The 19,985-nt window shown below is 73.4% G+C and carries 19 protein-coding genes; 8 read left to right on the top strand and 11 right to left on the bottom strand.

Annotated elements, in window-relative coordinates:
* A partial coding sequence (locus tag ADY01_RS16900) for a response regulator (protein ID WP_049573547.1) occupies positions 1–437 on the bottom strand: 437 nt, incomplete at its 3' end.
* Entirely contained in the window at positions 434–1,489 is a 1,056-nt protein-coding gene (locus ADY01_RS16905) for a sensor histidine kinase (protein ID WP_234320265.1), read from the bottom strand. The genes ADY01_RS16905 and ADY01_RS16900, both read right to left, overlap by 4 nt.
* A gap of 188 nt (positions 1,490–1,677) precedes the next feature.
* Here ADY01_RS16905 and ADY01_RS16910 point away from each other — a divergent pair, with 188 nt between their 5' ends.
* The 4 genes from ADY01_RS16910 to ADY01_RS16925 all read left to right on the top strand — a co-directional run bounded on the left by ADY01_RS16910 (position 1,678) and on the right by ADY01_RS16925 (position 6,063).
* Positions 1,678–2,628, top strand: coding sequence for an ABC transporter ATP-binding protein (locus ADY01_RS16910; protein ID WP_049573552.1), 951 nt, complete (start codon positions 1,678–1,680; stop codon positions 2,626–2,628).
* A complete protein-coding gene (locus tag ADY01_RS16915; RefSeq protein WP_049573555.1) occupies positions 2,625–4,112 on the top strand; it encodes an ABC transporter permease subunit in 1,488 nt (495 codons plus the stop codon). The genes ADY01_RS16910 and ADY01_RS16915 overlap by 4 nt, the downstream gene beginning before the upstream one ends.
* Positions 4,109–4,897, top strand: a complete 789-nt coding sequence (locus ADY01_RS16920) for an ABC transporter permease subunit (protein ID WP_107081750.1) — start codon at positions 4,109–4,111, stop codon at positions 4,895–4,897. Before ADY01_RS16915 ends, ADY01_RS16920 begins: the two co-directional genes overlap by 4 nt.
* Before the next feature lie 377 nt (positions 4,898–5,274).
* Positions 5,275–6,063, top strand: a complete 789-nt coding sequence (locus ADY01_RS16925) for a phospholipid scramblase-related protein (RefSeq protein ID WP_049573561.1) — start codon at positions 5,275–5,277, stop codon at positions 6,061–6,063.
* 175 nt (positions 6,064–6,238) lie between these two features.
* Here ADY01_RS16925 and ADY01_RS16930 read toward each other — a convergent pair whose 3' ends face one another.
* Positions 6,239–7,099, bottom strand: a complete 861-nt coding sequence (locus ADY01_RS16930; protein WP_049573563.1) for a lamin tail domain-containing protein — start codon at positions 7,097–7,099, stop codon at positions 6,239–6,241.
* Between the two features lie 226 nt (positions 7,100–7,325).
* Here ADY01_RS16930 and ADY01_RS16935 point away from each other — a divergent pair, with 226 nt between their 5' ends.
* Complete coding sequence (locus ADY01_RS16935) at positions 7,326–7,757, top strand: nitroreductase family deazaflavin-dependent oxidoreductase (protein WP_049573567.1); 432 nt, start codon at positions 7,326–7,328, stop codon at positions 7,755–7,757.
* Positions 7,758–7,797: 40 nt separating this feature from the next.
* Here the strand turns inward: ADY01_RS16935 and ADY01_RS16940 are convergent, their stop codons facing one another.
* Positions 7,798–8,700: a hypothetical protein gene (locus ADY01_RS16940; RefSeq protein WP_049573570.1), complete on the bottom strand. Its 903-nt coding sequence runs from the start codon at positions 8,698–8,700 to the stop codon at positions 7,798–7,800.
* A 352-nt stretch (positions 8,701–9,052) separates the two neighbouring features.
* Here ADY01_RS16940 and ADY01_RS16945 point away from each other — a divergent pair, with 352 nt between their 5' ends.
* Positions 9,053–10,168 carry a SagB/ThcOx family dehydrogenase gene (locus tag ADY01_RS16945; RefSeq protein ID WP_053170927.1) on the top strand — a complete coding sequence of 372 codons (1,116 nt, stop codon included), beginning with the start codon at positions 9,053–9,055 and terminating at the stop codon, positions 10,166–10,168.
* A 19-nt stretch (positions 10,169–10,187) separates the two neighbouring features.
* On the opposite strand, the gene ADY01_RS16950 is transcribed toward ADY01_RS16945, so the two are convergent.
* Positions 10,188–11,336 carry a sensor histidine kinase gene (locus tag ADY01_RS16950; RefSeq protein ID WP_049573573.1) on the bottom strand — a complete coding sequence of 383 codons (1,149 nt, stop codon included), beginning with the start codon at positions 11,334–11,336 and terminating at the stop codon, positions 10,188–10,190.
* Positions 11,333–12,007, bottom strand: a complete 675-nt coding sequence (locus ADY01_RS16955; RefSeq protein WP_049573575.1) for a response regulator transcription factor — start codon at positions 12,005–12,007, stop codon at positions 11,333–11,335. The genes ADY01_RS16950 and ADY01_RS16955 overlap by 4 nt, the downstream gene beginning before the upstream one ends.
* A gap of 161 nt (positions 12,008–12,168) precedes the next feature.
* Between ADY01_RS16955 and ADY01_RS16960 the strand changes: the two genes are divergently transcribed.
* Positions 12,169–12,729 carry a M15 family metallopeptidase gene (locus ADY01_RS16960; protein ID WP_234320266.1) on the top strand — a complete coding sequence of 187 codons (561 nt, stop codon included), beginning with the start codon at positions 12,169–12,171 and terminating at the stop codon, positions 12,727–12,729.
* Positions 12,730–12,781: 52 nt separating this feature from the next.
* On the opposite strand, the gene ADY01_RS16965 is transcribed toward ADY01_RS16960, so the two are convergent.
* From ADY01_RS16965 to ADY01_RS16975, 3 genes are all read right to left on the bottom strand, one after another.
* Positions 12,782–13,693, bottom strand: a complete 912-nt coding sequence (locus ADY01_RS16965) for a hypothetical protein (protein ID WP_049573578.1) — start codon at positions 13,691–13,693, stop codon at positions 12,782–12,784.
* 681 nt (positions 13,694–14,374) lie between these two features.
* The gene (locus ADY01_RS36070; protein ID WP_063784262.1) at positions 14,375–15,049 is read right to left on the bottom strand and encodes a GNAT family N-acetyltransferase; all 675 of its coding nucleotides are present in this window, start codon (positions 15,047–15,049) and stop codon (positions 14,375–14,377) included.
* A 48-nt stretch (positions 15,050–15,097) separates the two neighbouring features.
* On the bottom strand, positions 15,098–15,970 hold the full coding sequence (locus ADY01_RS16975; RefSeq protein ID WP_420715719.1) for an alpha/beta fold hydrolase: 873 nt from the start codon (positions 15,968–15,970) through the stop codon (positions 15,098–15,100).
* Between the two features lie 140 nt (positions 15,971–16,110).
* Here ADY01_RS16975 and ADY01_RS16980 point away from each other — a divergent pair, with 140 nt between their 5' ends.
* Positions 16,111–16,971, top strand: a complete 861-nt coding sequence (locus tag ADY01_RS16980; protein ID WP_049573598.1) for an SAM-dependent methyltransferase — start codon at positions 16,111–16,113, stop codon at positions 16,969–16,971.
* Positions 16,972–17,087: 116 nt separating this feature from the next.
* Here ADY01_RS16980 and ADY01_RS16985 read toward each other — a convergent pair whose 3' ends face one another.
* Positions 17,088–17,759 carry a lytic polysaccharide monooxygenase auxiliary activity family 9 protein gene (locus ADY01_RS16985; RefSeq protein ID WP_049573581.1) on the bottom strand — a complete coding sequence of 224 codons (672 nt, stop codon included), beginning with the start codon at positions 17,757–17,759 and terminating at the stop codon, positions 17,088–17,090.
* Between the two features lie 164 nt (positions 17,760–17,923).
* Positions 17,924–19,807: a sialidase gene (locus tag ADY01_RS16990; RefSeq protein ID WP_078900364.1), complete on the bottom strand. Its 1,884-nt coding sequence runs from the start codon at positions 19,805–19,807 to the stop codon at positions 17,924–17,926.
* Positions 19,808–19,985: the final 178 nt, after the last annotated feature.

Genomic DNA, 19,985 nt, shown 5'->3' on the forward strand with positions numbered 1-19,985 from the left:
GGCCGGGTGCGCAGGCGGGCGAACTCGCCGATCAGGCGGCGGGTGACGCCGGGGGCGAGCAGCGCCTCGCCCCCGGCGATCACGCGGACGGCGTCGAAGAGGCGCTCCGCCGTGACGTCCTTGACGAGGAAGCCGCTGGCGCCCGCGACCAGGGCGTCGTAGACGTGCTCGTCCAGGTCGAACGTGGTCAGCATCAGGACGCGCGGCGGGTGCGGCCCCGCGGTGAGTTCCCGGGTGGCCTCGATGCCGTCGCGCACCGGCATGCGGACGTCCATCAGCACGACGTCGGGGCGGAGCCGGGCGCAGGCGGCGACCGCCTCGCCGCCGTCGGCGGCGGTGCCGACGACCGTCAGGTCGGGCTGGGTGCCGAGCAGCGCGGCGAATCCGGCGCGCACCACCTCCTGGTCGTCGGCGACGACGATCCGCACCGGGTTCATCCGGCGGCCCCGACCGGCACCGTGGCCTCGACCAGGAAGCCGCCGACCGGAGCGGGTCCCGCCGTCAGCTCGCCGCCCACCGCGGCGAGGCGTTCACGCATGCCGAGCAGGCCGTGGCCGCCGCTGCCGGCGCCCGACGCCGGGCCGGGACCGTTGTCGCGGATTCGCAGCCGCAGGCGGTCGGGCGCGTAGCCGACCTCCACGTCCACCGCGGCGCCCACCGCGTGGCGGCGGGCGTTGGTCAGCGCCTCCTGGACGACGCGGTAGGCGGTCAGCTCCACGCCGGGGTCGAGGGCGGCGACCGGGCCGTGGACGATGAGGCGGACGTGGCCGCCGCCGGTGGCGCGGTTCTCGTCGATCAGGTCGAGGAGTTGGCCGAGACCCGGCTGCGGGCGGCGGCTCGGCCCGTCGCCCGCGCCCGCGTCCTCGCGGAGCACGCCGAGCAGGCGGCGCATCTCGGTGAGGGCGGTCCTCGCGGTGTCGCCGATGGCCAGGAGGCGTTCGGCGCCCTGGGCGGGCATGCCGGGGGTGGTCAGCCGGGCGGTCTCGGCCTGCACGGAGATCATCGAGATGTGGTGGGCGACCACGTCGTGCAACTCCCGGGCGATCCTGGCGCGTTCGCCGCGCGCGGTGAGTTCGAGCAGGGTGGACTCGAACGCCCGGCGCGAGGCGTTCCGTTCGGCCGCCTCGGCGCGGAACTCCCGGACGGCGCGCCGGGCCAGCAGCGTCCAGGCGGTGAGCGTGGCGATCAGCCCGGCGGCGCTGGGGCCCGTGTCCAGGGGAACGGTCGACGCCGTCGCCGCGCCGAGCGCCGCCGCCACGACCGCCGGGTGACCGCGGGTGAACGCCAGCGGCACCGTGGCGCACAGGCCGAGGGGCAGCGCGACGGCCAGTTCGGCGGAGCCCTCGGCGCGGAGCACGGCCTCGGCCAGGGCGAGCAGCCCGAGGAGCGCCCCCGCGTACCGGGTCCAGACCTGCCAGGGCCACGCGCGGCCGGTCCGCGCCGCCCGGGACCCGGCCGCGGCGCTCATGTCACCTCGTGTCTCCCTCATGTCTCCCTCACGCCGCCTCCGTGCACGCCATTGTCGCCGCGCGGGCGGCCGGGCGGGTCCCCCGGGCCGGTGGTCCCCGCGTCCCCCCACGGGGTGACGCGGGGGCCGGGGGTCCCCGGTTCCCGGCGGCGGAAGTGGGCCCCCGGGCGGGACGACCCGCGCCCGGTTCCCTTCGTAGCCTCCGGGTCATGGAAGCAACCGAGGCAACGATCGAGGTGCGGGGCCTGCGCAAGCGGTACGGGCCGACCGTGGCCCTGGACGGCCTGACGTTCACGGTCAGGCCGGGCCAGGTCACCGGGTTCGTCGGCCCGAACGGCGCGGGGAAGTCGACAACGATGCGCGTCATCCTGGGACTTGACCGTCCCGACGCCGGAACGGCTCTGGTGGGCGGCGTGCCCTACCGGGAGTTGCGGGCGCCGCTGTGCGAGGTCGGGGCCATGCTGGAGGCGTCGGCCGTGCACCCCGCGCGGCGGGCCAGGGACCATCTGCTGTGGATGGCGCACGCGGGCGGGCTGCCCGCACGGCGCGTGGACGAGGTGCTCGACCTGGTCGGCCTCGCCTCGGCGGCCAGGGCGGCGGCGGGCGGCTTCTCGCTCGGCATGCGGCAACGCCTCGGCATCGCGGGAGCGTTGCTCGGCGACCCGCCGGTGCTGATCTTCGACGAGCCGGTCAACGGGCTGGACCCGGAGGGTGTGCGCTGGATACGCGGCCTGCTGCGGTCGCTGGCGGCCGAGGGCCGGGCGGTGCTGGTCTCCAGCCATCTGATGAGCGAACTCGAAGGCAGCGCGGACCATGTGCTCGTGGTGGGCCGGGGGAGGCTGCTGACGGATGGCAGCGTGCGGGACCTGGTGACCGCCGCCTCGGGCGGCAGGGTGCTGCTGACCACGTCCGCGCGGCAGGACGCCATGACGCTGCTCGCCCGCGCCGGGGCGACGGTGGCGACCGGGGACGCGGACACGGTCACCGTCTCGGGGCTGGCCGCGGAGCGGATCGTGGCGCTGCTGACCGAGGGGCGCGTCCCGTTCAGCGGGATCTCCGAGCACCGCGCCTCCCTGGAGGAGGCGTACATGGAACTGACCCGGGACGCGGCCGACTTCACGGCCACGACCGCGAACGAGACCGAGAGGGACGCGACATGAACGGCGTCACGCCGTACCGCGGGACGGTGAACGGGCGGCGTCCCGGCTTCGGGCGGCTGCTGCGCGCCGAGTGGACCAAGCTCAGGTCGGTGCCGCGCTGGACGCTGGCGCTGGTGGGGGCCGTGGTGGTGACCGTGCTGATCGCGCTGCTCACGGCGAGCGGCGCGGGGCGGGAGACCTCGGGCGAGGGCGGCGGCGGGGGCGAGCCGCCCGAGTGGATCGGCGACGGCTCGTTCCAGGACCAGGGCCACTTCGTGTACCAGCCGCTGGCCGGGGACGGCGAGGTCCTCGCGCGCGTCACGGAGCAGGCCGGCAGCCACGCGTGGGCCAAGGCGGGGGTGATGATCCGCTCGGGCGACGGGACCGGGGCGTCCTACGCAGCGCTGATGGTCACCCCGGACCACGGGGTCAGGCTCCAGGCCGACTTCGACACGGACATCGCCGGGAGCGGAGCCGGCGGGGAGGGGGACGGGGGTGGCGTGCCCCGCTGGCTGCGGCTCGAACGCGCGGGCGCGTTCCTCACCGGCTACGAGTCGGCCGACGGCGAGCGCTGGAGCGAGGTCGGCACCGTCGAACTACCCGGCCTCGCCGCGGACGCCGAGGCGGGCCTGTTCGTCGCCTCCCCCGAACGGGTCGAGGTGGAGCGGCAGTTCGGCGGGGAGAGCCTGACCGGGGAGGGCACCGTGGGCGAGGCCCGCTTCGACGGGGCGCGCGTGGCGGCGGAGAACGGCGCATCCGGCGGCGCCGACGACGGCTCGGCGGGGGGTGGTTGGCGGGACCGGGAGCGGTCGCTCGAAGGCGGCGGGACCTCGGAGCGCGGCGGCGACACCTTCACCCTGACCGGCGCGGGGGACATCGGGCGGTACGCGTTCGCCGACGACCACACCAGGACCGCGCTGACCGGCGTGCTCGCCGGGATGATGGCGATCGTCGCCGTCGCGGTGCTGTTCCTCACCACCGAGTTCAAGCGGGGCCTGCTGCGCACCACGTTCGCCGCGAGCCCACGGCGCGGGAGGGTGCTGGCGGCCAAGGCCACGGTGATCGGCGGGGCCGCGTTCGCCGCCGGACTGACCGCCGCGCTGGGCGCGTTGCTCCTCTCCCGCCCGCTGTTCGACGCCGACGGCATCCGGACCCCTCCGCTCACGGACGGCCCCGTGCTGCGGGCCATGGTCGGAACGGGCCTGCTGCTGTCGGCCGTTGCCATCCTCAGCCTGGGGGTGGCGGCCATCGTGCGGCGCAGCGCCGCGGCGATCGGCATCGTGCTGGTCCTGCTGCTGGTGCCCCGCATCGTGGCGACCGGGCTGCCCCTCGACGCCGCCGCCTGGCTCGAACGCCTCACGCCCGCCGCCGGGTTCGCGGTCCAGCAGACGGTCTGGCGCTATGACACGGCGATCGGCCCCTGGGCGGGACTCGGGGTGCTGGCCGCGTACGCGGCGGCGGCCCTGGCCCTGGCGCACTGGCGGCTGCGGAGGCGGGACGCGTGAGGAACGCCCTGCGCGCGGAGTGGACCAAGCTGCGCACGCTGCACAGCACCGGGTGGCTGCTGCTCGCCGTGGTCGTGTGCACCGTGGCGGTGGGGGCGGCCGGGGCGGCGGCGGTCGACGTGGCGCACTGCCCCACGCCGTCCGAGTGCCACGAGGACACGACCCGGCTCGCCCTGGGCGGGGCCCGGATCGGCGTGGCCCTGGTGGTCGTGCTCGCCGTGCAGGCCGTCACGGCCGAGTACGGCACCGGAACGATCACGGCGACGCTGGCGGCCGTGCCGCGGCGGTGGCGGGTCCTCGCGGCCAAGGCCGCGGTGGTCGCGGGCGCGGTGGCCGTGGCGGGGGTGGCGGCGGTGCTCGGCTCGCTGGCCGCGGGCCGCTCGATCCTGCCGGGCAACGGGTTCACCGCGGCCAACGGCCATCCCCCGCCGTCCCTGGCCGACGGGCCCGTGCTGCGGGCGGCCGTGGGAACGGTGCTCTTCCTGGTGCTGGTCGCGCTGCTGGCCCTGGGCGCCGGGGCGGTGATCCGCGACACGGCGGGCGCGGTCACGGTGGTGCTCGGCCTGCTGTACGTCGTGCCCGCGCTGGCGCTGCTCGTGGGCGACGCGCGGTGGCAGGAGCGGCTGGAGAAGGTGACGCCGATGCCGGCGGGGCTCGCGGTCCAGGCCACGACGGGCCTGGACCGGCTGCCGGTCGGGCCCTGGGCGGGGCTCGCCGTGCTCGCCTGCTGGGCGGCGGGCGCGCTGGCCCTGGGCGGCGCGCTGCTCGCCGCACGCGACGCGTAACGGGCTCGGCGCGACGGCCCGGCGCGACGGCCCGGCGCGACGGCCCGGCGCGACGGCCCGGCGTAACGGGCGGGGCGCGCGTTCGGCGCGGGCGCGCGCCGGGCAGGAGGGTGGCATGGGGACATCGGGGAAGAGGCGGCCGTCCAGGGCGGAACGCCGGGCCGGGCGCAGGGCGGCACGGCGCGCGCCGGCGGGGGGCGGAACGCGGGAGAAGTCCGCCGGTCCGTCGTCCGGGCTGCCGGAGGGCGTCCCGGACCACCACCCGCGCGGCTGCGCGCCCCTGACCACCGGCGTGTGCGTCTGCGACTGCGCGGCCGGCTGCCCCTGCCGCCCCGGGCCCTCCGCGGCGGGAGATCCGGCCGGGTAGCCTGCCCGGTATGACAGGACATGCGAATCCTTCCGCCGGGTGGTACGCCGACCCGTACGGCGCTCCGGACCTGCTGCGCTGGTGGGACGGCGCCCAGTGGACCGACCAGACCCAGCCCGCCGGGACCGGGGCCGATCCGGGGTGGATAGACCAGCAGGTCCGGCAGCGGGCGGGGGTGGACCAGGCCGGGGCCGGCGGCGGCACGCTTTTCACCGAGCCGGTGCTCGTGGTGAGCCAGAAGACCAAGCTGATCGAGCTGACCAACGAGTACAGCGTCTTCGACCAGAACGGGAACACGCTGGGCACCGTGACCCAGGTCGGGCAGAGCGGGCTCAAGAAGGCCGCCAGGTTCCTCACGAGCCTGGACCAGTACATGACGCACCGGCTGGAGATCAGGGACAGCACCGGGCAGCCGCAGCTGATGCTCACGCGGCCCGCCAAGTTGATCAAGTCCCGTGTCATCGTGGCGCGCCCGGACGGCGGGCAGGTGGGCGAGATCGTCCAGCAGAACGCCATCGGGAAGATCAACTTCGCGATCGAGGCGGGCGGTCAGCAGCTCGGGGCCATCCGCGGCGAGAACTGGCGCGCCTGGAACTTCGCGATCGTCGACCACACCGGGGCCGAGATCGCCCGGATCACCAAGACGTGGGAGGGCCTGGCGCGGACCATGTTCACCACGGCGGACAACTACGTCCTCCAGATCCACCGCCCTCTGGCCGACCCCCTGCTCAGCCTGGTGGTGGCCGCGGCGCTGACCGTGGACACGGCGTTGAAGCAGGACGCCCGCGGCTTCGGCTGAGGCGCGCCGCCGGGCGGGCGGCGGCGTCGGGGTGGCGGCGGTGCGTTCGGTCCCCGGCAGGGGCAGCGCCGTGTCCCGTGGCTGCCCGACCGCTCGCCCACCGCCCCCACCCCCGCGGCGCCGCCGCCCCCCGGCGTCCCGCTCCAGGGGACGCCGGACGGCGGCGGCCGGGCGACTACGGCGCCGTGAGGGCCACCTTGTCGCCGTAGGGGAACTCGGAGACCACGTCGCCGCCCGGCGTGGCCAGCTTGGCGACGTCGCCCTTGTCGTTCCAGATGGGGCGCTTGCTGCCGTAGGAGAAGCCGCCCCAGCCGGCGTGCGTCTCGTTGGTGTAGATCCTGATCCGCTGGCCGGGCTGGAGCACCGTCCCGGCCGGGAAGGTGAAGTCCTGGCCCGCGTCGTCGGCGCCGAGGACCCAGCCGGAGATGTCGGCGGGCTCGGTGCCGCGGTTCATGATCTCGACAAACTCATCGGCCTGGGTCCGCTTCACCTGGCCCTTGTTCTGGACGTGGGTGATGACGACGTCCGGCTTGCCCGCCCTGGCGAACAGGGCGACGATCTCGGCGCTGTTGGCGCTGTTCTCCGGGCTGACGAACTGCCTCACGATCTGCCCGCCCTGCTTGAAGCCGCTGATGAGCACCTGATACTCATCACCGTCGACCGTCACGGTCTCGGGCGAGACGAACTCGGGCAGGTCGACCAGGTCCTCGGGCGCGGGGCCGACGTTGGGCGTCTCGTTGTGGTGGAAGCGGAAGCTGAAGTCGCTCGTGGTCCCGTCCTCGAAGGCCACCCGGACGGTGAGGTCCACATCGAACTGCTGCTGCGGCAGGCCGGTCACCGGGAAGTTCTCATGGGTGAACGTGCCGAGCGTGAACTCGGTGCCGTCGAGCTGCACGTCGACGGTCCCGCCCCGGAAGACGTAACCGCTCTTGGTGGCCTCGTTCCCCCACTTCACGTGGTCCGTGCCCAGGCCGGTGTAGGTCGGCGAGTTCACGGAGACAGAGGGCCAGGTACCGGACGTGGAGGCGGTGCTCATGCGTGTCGTTCCTCGATTCAGGCGGCGATCGGTGCTCCCGCTGGTTACCCCGCCCCAGGGCAGAACCCTCACGGAGGGCGAGATGATCACTCCAACCGGTGAGAGCGGCACGCGAGGTTAACGCCCGCGTCCCGGCCACGGGGGGAATAGCGGAGCGTGTGCGGGCGTTGGCCCGGCGCACACCGAGAGCCGACACCGCACCCGCAGCACGGAAGGGAACGCCCCCATGGCCGACACCCAGGTTCACGACAGCCCCACCACGTGGGTGCAGGAGCACATCCGCACCTATGTCGAGTCCGGCGGCGAGAAGGGGCACTTCTGGAACGGCGTCCCGACGCTGCTCCTCACGACGCGCGGGCGCACCTCCGGCCTGCTGCGCCGGACCGCGCTCATCTACGGCAAGGACGGCGACGCCCACGTCGTCGTCGCCTCGCAGGGCGGCAAGCCCACGCACCCCGCCTGGTATCTCAACCTGACCGCCGAGCCCGAGGTCCGGCTCCAGGTGGGCACCGAGACGTTCACCGCGACGGCCCGCACGGCGTCGGCGGAGGAGCGCGCCCGCCTGTGGCCGCTGATGGCGGGGATCTGGCCGGACTACGACTCCTACCAGGAGAAGACGACCCGCGAGATCCCGGTGGTCGTCCTCGAACGCGCCTGAGCGCGGCGGCCCGGGGGTGCCGGGCCGCCGTCGGCCCGTGCTACGCCTTCCTGCCGTCGGTCGCGGTGATCCTGGCCAGCGGCGTGTTGTCCGTCCAGCAGGGGGCGTCGAGCCGGAGGAAGCCGGTGCCCGCGGTGCCGCCGTCGCAGTAGGAGGTCGGCGCCGCGGAGTCGAGGAAGGCGGCGTCCGGGTCGATGTCGATGCCCTCGAACGGCGCGCCGGGGAAGGTCTGGGCGCCGACGTTCAGCACGTCATAGGGGCAGCCCTCCGGCGAGGCGTAGCAGGCGGTGCCGGTGCCGATCGGGTCGGCGCCGAAGCCGCTGGTGTTGAACGCCACCGTCCAGATGACCTCGTCGGGCAGGACGGTGGTGGCGCCGAAGTCGAAGGCGACGGCCTCGGCGATGCCGAAGTTGCACGTGTCGGTCGCCGCGTCGTACCACCGTCCGGCGTTGGTGCCGGTGCAGTTCACGGGGTCCGCCGAGGGGCGGTAGGGGATGCGGGCGCGCTGCGTCTGGCTGGCCAGCAGCGTTCCGGGCTCGGGCGTGGGCCCGGTGTTGTCGACCTCGTAGATGTTCACCGTGACGGGGTGGCGGAACGTGGCGCCGGGCGCCGTCTCGCAGTCGCCGGTATTCCACGTGCCGCTCTCGCAGGCCCAGCTGGAAAGCACGATCTCCAGCGACTTCAGCTTGCGGTGGGTGGTGCTCTCGAATCCGACTTCGTCGCCGAATTCACTTGTCCCGGTGGCCTGATAACCGAGGGACGGGACATTCGCCGGGAGCGTTTCCGGAATGGAGTCGTAGATGACCTCGGCCTTGCCCGGCGGCTTGGGCCAGTTCCCGGAGGGGGCGCGAGCGGGGACGCTGTCGGCGGCGGGCTCGGCCGCGGCGGACGCCGCGGTGCCGGTGGCGAGTCCGGCGGCGAGCGCGAAGGCCGTGATCGACACGGCCGAACGGATTCCGATTCCTGTGGCTCCAGCACGTCTGAAGCTCTTCGATGGCTTGCGCACACACGCTCCTGTCGGGTGATCCCTGACTGATCCGGTCGCATACTAAATTGCCGCCGGAGGATAAATGGTCACCCCATCCACCTATCCGCCCCAATGGAACAATCGGGGGGTCTGAATTCCCCGGGGGAGTACGTTCTTTCGTCTGCTCCGCGCTCGCCGCGGACACCCACCCGGGTCACCGTCACCCACTCGGGCGGTGATTCGTACGATTACTCCCGCTCCGCGTTTCGCCCCGGCGCCCGCGACACAGATACGTGAGGCGCACACACCGGCGGACAGGGGGCGCCCGATGGGCATCAACGGAACGGGCGGCACCAGCGGCGGCAGCAGCGCCAGCACGACGGTCAACGGCCGCCTCCCGGAGGGCGCGCGCCCCGACGCGCGCCTGCGCAGGGCCCGTTGCCTCGTCTGCTACTGGCGGGGCGACATCCTCTACGCGCACCTCTACCCCGGGAGCGAGCCCTTCGCGCTGCCCCCGCACACCGCCGGGGTGCTGACCGCGTTCACCGACTGGTCCACCCCCGAGCAGGTCAGCCTGGCCTTCCCGCGCCGCGAGCCCAGGGACGTGCTCGACAACATCGCCACCCTGGCCAAGGGCGGGGTGCTGCTGGCCGAGGGCAGCGGCGAGGCGGCGCGCGACGAGGAGCGGGCCGGGCACTGGGAGCCGTGGTCACCGCAGGCGGCGTTCCTCCACTACACCTCGGAGGAGTCCGGCCCGCCGCCCGAACCCGCCGTGCCCGCCCCCGAGTTGTTCACCTCGTACCCGGGCGCGGACCGGCTCCTGCTGCCGCGCCACCCGGTCGACCTCTCCCCCGCCTATGGCGCGGTGCTCTACCGGCGGCGCACGCACTCCGCGTTCGCCGGCGCCCCGGTGCCGCTGGCCACGCTCGCGGCCCTGCTGGCCACGGTCTTCGGCCCGGTGGACTACGTGGACGCGCGGCGCGGGGGCGCGCGGTACCGGCGCACCAGCCCGAACGCGGGCTCCTGCCGGGAGCTCGACGCCTACCTCGCGGTGCGTGACGTCGCCGGGGTCACGCCCGGCTGGTACCACTACAACGCCGCCGAGCACAGCCTCGAACTGCTCGGCGACGGCTGCACGGGCGAGGAGCTGACGGAGCTGTGCGCCGGGCAGCGGTGGGTCGGGGAGGCCGCGTTCCTCGTGGCGCTGGTCGCGGTGGTCGACCGGCGGCTCACCCAGCACACCACGCCCCGCGCCTACCGGGTCTGCCTGCTCAACGCGGGGCACCTCGGGCAGACGTTCGCGCTGACCGCCACGGCCCTGGGCCTGGCCCCGTTCCAGCTCGCCTCCTACCGCGACACGGCGCTCATGGCCCGGCTCACGCTGGACGACGCCACGCACGCCCCCCTTCACCTCCTCGGCGCGGGGAGCCTCCGGCCGGGCTGAAGGCGTTCCGCCTCACCGATCAACGCGCCTGACCCGGGCCGGGCAGGGACACCTCGGCGGTGAGCCCGCCGGTGGGGCGCGGGGTCAGGGTCAGGGTGCCGCCGTGGACGTCCACGATGCCCGCGACGATGGAGAGGCCGAGGCCGTGGCCCCGGCGCCCCGCTCCCCCGCCCGCCCGCACGGTGCGGCCCTCGCCGCGCAGGAACGGCTCGGTGTACGTGTCGACCGCGCCGGTCAGCGGCGGCCCGGTGTTGGTGACGGTCAGCAGCGCGTGGCCCGCGCGGCGCGGGTCGGGTCCCGTGGTCAGCCGGGCGGTCCCGCCCGCCTCCAGGTTGTGGCGGACCGCGTTCTGGAGGAGGTTGACAGCGAGTTGGCGCAGCAGCACGCCGTTGCCGCCGACGAGGGCGGGGGCGTGGTCGCCGGTGAGGGCGACGCCGCGGTCCCCGGCCTCCTCGCGGGTGAGGGAGAGCGCCTCGGCGGCGGCGGAGGCGAGGTCCACCGGCTGCGTGGTGAGCGGGGTGCGGCCCAGGTCGGAGAGGTGCAGCAGGGCGTCGACGATCTCGATGCCGCGCTCGTTGGTGTCGCGGAGCCGGGCGACGAGGCGCGGGTAGTCCTGCCCACCGGGGTCGGCGGCGGCGACGTCGAGCATGGTGCGGGTGATGGCGAGCGGGGTGCGCAGCTCGTGCGAGGCGTTGGCGGCGAAGCGGCGCTGCGCGGCGAGGGAGCGCTCGATGCGGCCGAGCATGTGGTCGAAGGCGTCGGAGAGGTCGGTGAACTCGTCCCGCGGGCCGGGCAGCGCGACGCGGTGGTCCAGCGCCCCCTCCGCGGCGCGGTGCGCGGCGCGGGTGAGGTCCTGGAGCGGGCGCAGGACCCGGCCCGCGATGATCCAGCTGCCCACCAGGCCGATGACGGCGAGGGCCAGCAGCGCGTAGCCGGAGGCGCGCGTCAGCGTGTCCAGGATCTCGCGGCTGGCCGCGGCGGGGGAGGTGTCGCGGGGATTGGCCGCGGTCAGCGGGTAGTTGGGGACCCAGCGCATGGCCAGATAGATGATGGCCAGGGTGACGGCCCCGGTGGCGACGGCGAACAGCGCGTAGCTCAGCGTCAGCTTGACGCGGGCGGTCAGCCGCCGCGGGCGCCGGGCCCCGGGAGGCCCGGTGGGCGGCCTCATCGGTCCCGGCCCCCGGCGTCCAGGCGGTAGCCGACGCCCGGCACCGTGTGGATGGCGGGCGGCTCGCCCAGGCGCTTGCGGAGGGTGGAGATGGTGATGCGGACCGCGTTGGTGAACGGGTCCGCGTGCTCGTCCCAGGCCCGCTCCAGCAGCGTCTCCGCGCTGACGACCCCGCCACGGGCGGCCATGAGGAGATTCAGGACCGCGAACTGTTTCCGGGTGAGCGATATATAACGCCCCCCGCGGAATACCTCGCGGCGGAACGGGTCGAGGGTGATGCCCGCGTGTTCCAGAACCGGCGGGGCGCTCTCGCGGGGGCGGCGCGCCAGCGAGCGCAGCCGGACCACCAGCTCCCTGAGTTCGAAAGGCTTGGTGAGATAGTCGTCGGCGCCGATTTCGAATCCGGCGACCTTCTCGTCGAGGTGGCTCGCGGCGGTGAGCATCAGCACCCGGCAGCCGAGCCGCCGCGCGACGATGGCCCGGCAGACGTCGTCACCATGGGTGCCGGGGATGTCGCGGTCGAGAACGACCACGTCATAGGCGTGGACGCCGAGCCGCTCCAGCGCCGCGTCGCCGTCCCCGACGGTGTCGGCGGCGATCGCTTCGAGACGGAGACCGGCCTGCACCGCCTCGGCGAGATAGGGCTCGTCCTCGACGATCAGCACCCGCATGTCAGCACCCGCATGCGCCCCACCCTACGACCGGCCGCCTATCAAAAACCTATCGAGAAATCGAAACGCCCCCGGAACGCGCCCCCGCCTTCACTGGGCGCATGCATCACATGGCGAATCCGGCACGTCGGGACGTAGGGCGGTCCGGTTATTTCCTGGTTGTGGGAATCACGGTGGCGGCGCTGCTCCTGATCCTGATGGCCTGCGCGCGGGCCACCCCGGCGCCGCCCTCCTCCCCGGGCGCGGACCCGTCGGCCGACGGCTCCCCCTCGGAACCCCCGGGGGCCGAGGAGGACGGCACCGTGCCCGACGGGGCGCGCCTCACCCCGTTCGACACCGAGCACCCGGCGGTCGCGAACCTGGAGCCGTGGCTGCTCGCCGCGCTCCAGCAGGCCGCCGAGGAGGCGCGGGAGGACGGCGTCGAGCTCCTTGTCACCTCGGGCTGGCGCAGCGAGGAGCACCAGCGGCGCCTGCTGGAGGAGGCGATCGAGGAGTACGGCAGCCTGGAGCGGGCGCGGGAGTTCGTCAACACGCCCGAGCGCTCCACCCATGTGTCGGGCGAGGCCGTGGACATCGGTCCCACCGACGCCGACGACTGGCTGATCAGGAACGGCTCCCGCTACGGCCTGTGCCAGGTGTACGCCAACGAGATGTGGCACTTCGAACTGCTCACCGAGCCGGGCGGCACCTGCCCGCCGCTCCGGGAGGACGCGGCGGGCTAGGCGTGGGCTAGGTGTTCGGGGGAGGTTGGGGACGGGTGCGCCGGGTCTCGGTTCAGTGGGCGTGGACCGTGAACTCGGCCGTGTGGACCGTGCCGTCGTGCTGGAAGTCCAGGTAGAGGCGGTAGGTGCCGGCGCTCGGGGCCTCGGCGTGGAAGGTCAGGGACTCGCCCGGGTGGACGTGGAGGTAGGCGAGGTCGCCCTCGCGCAGGGCCACCAGGTGGCCGTCGGCGCCGAGGTAGGGCTCCAGGTCGGTCACGGGCTCGCCGTCCCTGGCGACCGAGAAGGCGAGCTCGCTCTCCCCGCCCGCGGCCAGGGTCCCGTCCATGCTGACCTCGTACCCGTCCACGGTCGTGGTCGCCTCCGGTTCCGGCAGGGGCCGCGGCTCGTAGTCCCCCGCGACCGCGACGTCCGCGCCGAGGGTGAGCCCGCCCCCGGGGTCGCCGACCGGGACGAAGTCGGCGAACACCCGGTAGGCGCCCGCCTCCTCGAAGGTCAGCGGAGTGCTCCAGGTGCCGTCCTCGCCCAGGGTGGGGTGGACGTGCTGGAAGCCGGACAGGTCCCTGCGCACCACGATCAGGTGCAGGTCCTTCTCGTGCTCCGTCCGGTACTCCCGCCACGGTTCGCCGTCCGGACCCAGGATCCGGAAGCGGAAGTCGGTCTCCTCGCCCGCGGGCAGCGCCTCGGCGGGCGCGGCCAGGGTGTAGCCGCGCTCGGAGACCTGGAGGCCGCCGGGCACCTCGGCCCCGGCGCCGCTCCCGGCGCCCCCGCCTTCGGTCCCGCCCTCCTCCTCCTGGCCGCCGTGTCCGGCGCCGTGGTCGGCGCCGTGGTCGGCGCCGTGGTCGGAGGGTGCGGCCCGCTGTTCCTCGTCGAGGACCGGGTCCATGACCCGGCCGACGCCGAACGCGGCTCCGAAGGCCAGGCCCAGCCCGGCCCCGAAGACGCCGATCCTGGCGGCGTTGTTCATCACGGTCTCCTCTCGCCTGCCCTCGCAGACTACATACCCCTAGGGGGTATCAGTCAAGTCGCGCGAGGGAGGCGCGGGTCACCGGGAGGGCGCCGCACGGCCCGAGGGGGCCCGCCCAGCCCGGCGGGCCCCCTCTCAGCGTGCGTGACCGTCGCCACGTTCCCTCACAGAACGACGGTGACCCAGGCGCTGACGTGAGCACAGACGGTGATGCAGGCGTCGATGTAAACCATGATCTACTCCCATGTGAGCCGGACCCAACTCCCGCACGTGAGACGGCAGTTGAGGCGTTCCGAGGACCTCTCGCCACGCACTGGTCCGTCTCACCGCTCCGCCCGCCCGCATGCCCGATCCCCGGCGCCCTTCACCTGATCTTCTCCTGGGGCGACCACAGGGGGTCACCTCGTGCACCCCCCGTGGAGCACTCGAACCCTTACCCGCCGCGGGGGTTGACAGAAGGCGCCCCGCGGCGGGGGCGGTCTGCGGGTGGGGGGTTGAGGTGGCGCGCACCCTTCGGGCCTGCCCTGGCCGCACGTATTCGTCGTCATCCGCGCGCCGCCCGGGCTTACGTAGCGGGCCGGCGGGTTCGTTGCCCTATCGGGCATCGGAGGGCGGGGACTGTTGTGAAACGGCGCACGATTTGTTTTCAACAGAGTGTTCAATACGGGGATCGTGCCTCGTTCAGAACAGGCCCCGTCCCCCGTCCGGTGGGGCGGGGTGGGGTGAGGCGCCCCGGCGCCACATCGGGCGGAGGATGGGGCCGCCGTCCGGGAGGGGGATCGCGGGGCCCGCGGGGACGAAGCCATGGCGGGCGTAGAGGGCCTGGTTCCGCGGGGAGCTGGCCTCCAGATAGGCGGCGTGGCCCTCAACGTCGGCGCGGGCCAGGTGGTGGCGCAGCAGCGCGCCGCCCAGGCCCCGGCCGCGCTGGTCCGGGACCACCGCCATCTGGGCGAGGTACCAGTGCGGAACCGAACGGGGGTGGCGGGCGGCGACCAGCTCGCCCACCAGGGCGAGCCGGGCCAGCCCCTCGCCGTAGACCTCGGCCAGCACCGCGTCCGCCTCGTCGTCACCGTCCCCGGTCGGGGGTCCGGCGGCCCTGAACTCCCAGAGCGCCACGCCCGCGACCGTTCCGCCCTCGCCTCCCACCAGCAGCAGCTCGCCGCTCCGCCGCGCCCCCTCCAGCCAGCGGGCGACATGAGGGCGGTGCGTGGTGCCGCGGCGGCGGGCGGCCTCCTCGTCGGGCGTCACCCAGCGGCTCACCTCCTCGTCCACGGCGGCCTCGCCCAACGCGCCCGCCGCCGCGTCGACATCCTCCGCCCGCGCGGGCCGTACCTCTCCGCATCCGATGTCAGCCATGCCCGCGAGGACGCGCGCGGGCCACACCGGGTTGACGGGAGCGCGGCCTCAGGGCCCCAGCGCCTCCGGCGGGACCCGGCCGGGGAACGCATCGGCTCGTGTGGGCCGATCACCACGCGGGTCCGCGTCCGAACTCCCCAGGAAATCCAGGACCATCGGGGTCGCCACCGCGCTGAACTCCTCGAAGTAGGCGTGACGCGCCCCCGGTATCAGTTCGAGGCGCGCGCCCGGGATGCGGCCGGCGAGCAGGGGCGCGTTGGCCGTCGGGTTGAGCAGGTCGTCGTCGCCGTGCAGCACCAGGGTGGGCGCGGCGATGGAGGGGAGAACGTCCCACGCGTCGTGCTTGTTGCTCGCGACCAGGTGGCGGCCTCGCGCGTAGGGGGGCATGGCCGGATCGCCGATGGTGGTGAACGGGCCGCGGTGGACGGCCAGCCAGCCCGGCGTGTACATCAGCGCCAGCAGGGCCGCGCGCGCGGCGCGCGGGTCGGCGGCGGCCAGCGACCTGCGCACCTCGGGGGCGCGTTCGATGGCGTGCGCGCCGCCGGGCGAGGTGCAGCCGAGGACCAGGGCGCGGACGCGCTCCGGGTGGCGGGCGGCCAGCCACTGGGCGACGCGGCCTCCCATGGAGGTGCCGTAGACGTCGGCGCGGCCGACGCCGAGCGCGTCGAGCACCGCGACCGCGTCCTCCGCGAACTCCTGCGTGCTGTACGGCCGGTCCGGCTTGTCGCTGCCGCCGGTGCCGCGGTAGTCGAGCGAGATGGTGGTGCGCGCGGCGGCGAAGTCGGCGCGGACCGGGTCCCACCAGCGGTGGGAGTTGGACTGGCCGCCCAGCAGGAGGAGCGGCGGGCCCGCGCCCTCGGTCCGGTGGGCGATGCGGGTCCCGTCCACGGTCGTGGCGGTGGCGATGGCGGCGTGCGGCACGAGACTGGTCCTTCCGGCGGCGCGGCGTCCCCACATTCTCTTCGACTCCTCTGCACGGGCGTCACGCCCCCTCGCACGCGTATGGACACGCTCCGTGTGGAAGGCTTGGTGAGCACATGATCGACCAGGGAGGTTCCGACATGACCGACAGGGGCGGCGGCGGCTCTTCGCCGTCCGCGATCGTCCACCAGGCCCACTCGGCCCGGATGTACGACTACTTCCTCGGGGGCAAGACGCATTACGCCGTCGACCGTGCCGCCGCCGAGGAGGCGCTGAAGGCGTGGCCGACGATCCGGGTCGCCGCGCGGGAGAATCGCGCGTTCATGCACCGTTCCTCGCGGTACCTGGCCCGGGAGGCGGGCATCAGGCAGTTCCTCGACATAGGCACCGGCATCCCGACCGAGCCCAACCTGCACCAGGTGGTGCAGGGGATCGCCCCCGAGGCCCGCGTGGTCTACGCGGACCGGGACCCGCTGGTCCTGTCGCACGCGGACGCGCTGATGCGCAGCACGCCCGAGGGCCGCACCACGTATCTGCACGCCGACGTCACCGCGGGCGTGGACGCCATTTTCGACGCCGAGGCGTTCCAGGACACCATCGACCTGTCGAAGCCGGTGGCGCTGTCGCTGCTGGCGATCCTGCACTTCGTGCCCGCCGAGCACGACACCTACGGCATCGTGCGGCAGCTCCTGGACGAGCTGCCGTCCGGCTCGTCGCTCTCGATCACGCATGTGACGGCCGACTTCGACGCGGCAGCGGTGGCGAAGGCGATGCGCATCTACGCCGCGAGCGGGAACCCGGTGCGGATCAGGGCGCGGAAGGAGATCGAGCGCTTCTTCGACGGCCTCGACCTCGTCGGGTCGGGCCTCGAACCGGCGCACCGCTGGCGCCCCGACGCCCCGCAGGACGAGGCGCGCGAACGGGCCGGCATCGGCGGCGCGGAGGAGGCCGTGACCGACGGCTCCGTCTCGCTGTGGGCGGGCGTCGGCATCAAGCCGTAGGTCAACTCGCCCCGGATTCATGCGGAAAGGACGGAGCCCCGCCGGATGCGTGGGTTGGGTATCCGGCGGGGCCTGGTGCTGTGCGGCTCAGTGGTTCCGATTCGGTGCCTGGTGGCTCAGAAGGTCACGTCGCTGCACAGGTAGTAGACCTGGTCCATGTGGCTGGCCTGCCACACCGTGTAGATGATGTGGTCGCCACTGCGTCCGGAGACGTTGACCGGGATGTTGTAGGTGGGCGCGGAGCCGTAGCGGCCGGTCTCCTCGATCAACTCCAGGTTGTTCCAGCCCAGGGACTGGGTGTTGGGGTTGAAGCCCTGCCGGGTGACGTAGACGCGGAAGTAGTCGGCACCGTGCTGGGCCTGGTCGTCCAGGCGGATGGTGAAGCTGTTGCCGACCCGGGTCTTCTTCCAGTTGCCGACGGTGTCAAGGGAGTTGTAGCGGCCTCCCTCGGTGCGGCCACCACTGCACAGCTGCCCGTTCGGCACCTGGCCCTGGTGGTTGCCACCGACGTTGTTGCGGTACAGGCCGTTCCAGTTCCACATGGCGTTGGGGTTGGCCTGCCATGCCTGCCAGCACATGGGGTCTTCCTGGGCCATGTCCGGGTTCAGGTGGTCGCTGCCCCAGCGCTGCCAGCAGCCGTAGTTGCGGGAAGCGGGGTCGACGACCGAGCCGTGGGCGTTGGCGGTGCCGCCCGTCCAGGGGGTGAGGACGAGCATCGCCGCGGACAGGACGGCCAGCAGGACACTGCGCGCCCACTGGGTCGGTGCGGTGCGGTCTTGAGCAAGCATTGTTGCGGTCTCCGTATTCCGGCCGGGGGGATTTCCGGGATGGGAGCGCTCCCATATTTACCGTGGCATTACCCCAGGACACAGCGCCGAAACACGTTCGCCACAGGAAAGGTGGAAGGTGCCCATCGGGTGGCGGCGGCGTGACCGCCGCCACCCGCCCCCGATCAGGGGTAGTTGACGAGGTACTGGACCTGTGTGGCCATGTTGGCGGTGCCGCCGGTGTCGTTGATGACGCGGTTGATCGTGCCGACGCCGCCGAGGGAGACGGCCACCAGATGGTGGAACCGCACGTTCGGGGTGTTCGGCACCTCGAAGCCGCGCGAGCCGGTCACACCGGGGTTGACGTTGAAGAAGCAGTAGGCGCCAACTCCCCACGCCTCGTGGGAGGTCACGGAGTCGGCGACCTTGTACGCCGCCCAGCCGAGGCTGCCGCCGCCGCTCGATCCCCAGGCGCCCTGGTTCGGCGGGTCGTAGGGCAGCTCGTTCTGATAGAAGTACGTGCGCCCGCCGTTGCCGTTCCAGATGGTGTTGTACTGCTGGTAGTGCTCGACGAAGAGCCCGTACATGGTGACGTTGTCGCCGTTGATCACGGCTCCGTTGGCGCCGGTGGACACGGTCCAGCCCCAGGTGCCCGAGTTGCCGTGGTCGGCGCGCCAGATCCACAGGTGGTCGCCGATCACGTCGTTGCTGTTGACCGTGAGGGAGACGGTGGCCCTGCCGACGTGCGAGCCGCCGACGCGGAAGAACATGTCGTGCAACGAGGTCGGGTTGTTCGCGTGGCTCGCCGAGGCGCCCGAGGGGCCGATCTCGGCCAGCGTCGGGGAGTTGACCGAGCCGGCGTCGATCAGCAGCCCCGCCAGCTTGACGCCGTCCACGTCGGCGACGCGGATGGCGGGCTGGCCGGTGTCGGGCACGAGGGTGGCGAGCCCGAGGCCGAGCAGCACGGTGTTGGGGTTGTTGACCTCGATGGCCTCGCTGAGGTGGTGCACGCCGGGCGAGAACAGCAGGTGATTGCCCGCCGCCAGCGCCGCGTTGACCTCGGCGGTCGAGTCGCCCGGGTGGACGATGGTGAACTCGCTGAGGGAGATGGACTCCCCGGCCGCCGAGCCGCCTCCCCAGCTGGTGCCCTGGGCGTTGCGGCGCAGTGCCGGCACGAACACGCTGTACGCGCCCGAGCCGTTCACGTAGAGGAACGGCTTCTCGCGGATGACCGGCGTCTCACCGACCACCGTGTGGGACGGGTTGGGGAAGTTGTTCCCCGGCACGCCGCGCGAGCCGACGAACACCATGTTCCACACGGAGCCGCTCCAGGCACCGAGTTCGCTGTTGCGGGTGAGCCACTGCTGCTGCGAGCCCGACTCGACGAAGCCGTCCACCTTGGTGTCGGCCAGCAGGCCGCCGCTGGCCCAGCCGTCATAGCCGTTCCACAACTGCACGCCGATGCCGCGCAGATGCATCCGGCGGTAGGGGGCGGCCTGGGAGACGGCCCAGCGTTCGATCTGGCCCGAGGGGACGGTGACGGAGAAGTTCTCGGCGCCGCGCCAGAAGTTCTGGGTGGCGTTGCCGAGGTTGTTCGGGTCGTCGCCCTGCTGGAGCCAGTCGGCCTCGACGTGGACGTGGCCGTTGACGTTGACGTCGTCGGGGTTGAGGCCCAGGCCCGCGATCTGCGTGTAGAAACGCAGGTTGACATCCAGGTTGTACGAGCCGGGGCGGAGCAGGATGGCGTAGCGCTCCGTGCCGAACTGATTGGTGTGCATCCGCTGGGAGATGGCGTTGACGCGGCCCTGCATGTCGGGCGTGCCCGGGGTGAAGACCAGGACGTTCGGGCCGAAGTCCGGGTTCATCGGGTCGGCGTTGGCCAGTCGGGGACGTCCGCCGGTCCCCGCGGGGGTCCCCGCGGGGGCCGCGGCGGCCTGGCCGGTCCCGGTCACGCCGAGCAGCGGACCTGCGGCGAGCGCGGCGGCACCGAGTCCCGTCACGGCGCGGCGTGACAGCTTGGGCTGGGACGGCTGGTGCGGCTGGTGCGGTTGTTCCATGGCTGGGCTCATGGGTTCTCCTGTGGGGACGAATGGTGGGGGGTTGTGCGGTCAGAGAGCGCTCTCACAGGTCCCTCGGCGCTGAGTGTGTTGTCGCCGGTGCGGGGTGTCAAGGCACCGGCGACAACACACTCAGCGCCGAGGGACCTGTGAGAGCGCTCTCTGACCGCACAACCCCCCACCATTCGTC

The organism is Streptomyces sp. SBT349 (genome assembly GCF_001083795.1).
In the GTDB taxonomy this organism is placed as follows: Bacteria; Actinomycetota; Actinomycetes; order Streptomycetales; family Streptomycetaceae; genus Streptomyces.

Coding starts and splice junctions, on each gene's coding strand:
- ADY01_RS16945 (WP_053170927.1), top strand. CDS start 9,053: ATGGGCATCAACGGAACGGGCGGCACCAGCGGCGGCAGCAGCGCCAGC.
- ADY01_RS16990 (WP_078900364.1), bottom strand. CDS start 19,807: ATGAGCCCAGCCATGGAACAACCGCACCAGCCGCACCAGCCGTCCCAG.
- ADY01_RS16955 (WP_049573575.1), bottom strand. CDS start 12,007: ATGCGGGTGCTGATCGTCGAGGACGAGCCCTATCTCGCCGAGGCGGTG.
- ADY01_RS16985 (WP_049573581.1), bottom strand. CDS start 17,759: ATGCTTGCTCAAGACCGCACCGCACCGACCCAGTGGGCGCGCAGTGTC.
- ADY01_RS16950 (WP_049573573.1), bottom strand. CDS start 11,336: ATGAGGCCGCCCACCGGGCCTCCCGGGGCCCGGCGCCCGCGGCGGCTG.
- ADY01_RS16935 (WP_049573567.1), top strand. CDS start 7,326: ATGGCCGACACCCAGGTTCACGACAGCCCCACCACGTGGGTGCAGGAG.
- ADY01_RS16915 (WP_049573555.1), top strand. CDS start 2,625: ATGAACGGCGTCACGCCGTACCGCGGGACGGTGAACGGGCGGCGTCCC.
- ADY01_RS16910 (WP_049573552.1), top strand. CDS start 1,678: ATGGAAGCAACCGAGGCAACGATCGAGGTGCGGGGCCTGCGCAAGCGG.
- ADY01_RS16980 (WP_049573598.1), top strand. CDS start 16,111: ATGACCGACAGGGGCGGCGGCGGCTCTTCGCCGTCCGCGATCGTCCAC.
- ADY01_RS16925 (WP_049573561.1), top strand. CDS start 5,275: ATGACAGGACATGCGAATCCTTCCGCCGGGTGGTACGCCGACCCGTAC.
- ADY01_RS16965 (WP_049573578.1), bottom strand. CDS start 13,693: ATGAACAACGCCGCCAGGATCGGCGTCTTCGGGGCCGGGCTGGGCCTG.
- ADY01_RS36070 (WP_063784262.1), bottom strand. CDS start 15,049: ATGGCTGACATCGGATGCGGAGAGGTACGGCCCGCGCGGGCGGAGGAT.
- ADY01_RS16930 (WP_049573563.1), bottom strand. CDS start 7,099: ATGAGCACCGCCTCCACGTCCGGTACCTGGCCCTCTGTCTCCGTGAAC.
- ADY01_RS16905 (WP_234320265.1), bottom strand. CDS start 1,489: ATGAGGGAGACACGAGGTGACATGAGCGCCGCGGCCGGGTCCCGGGCG.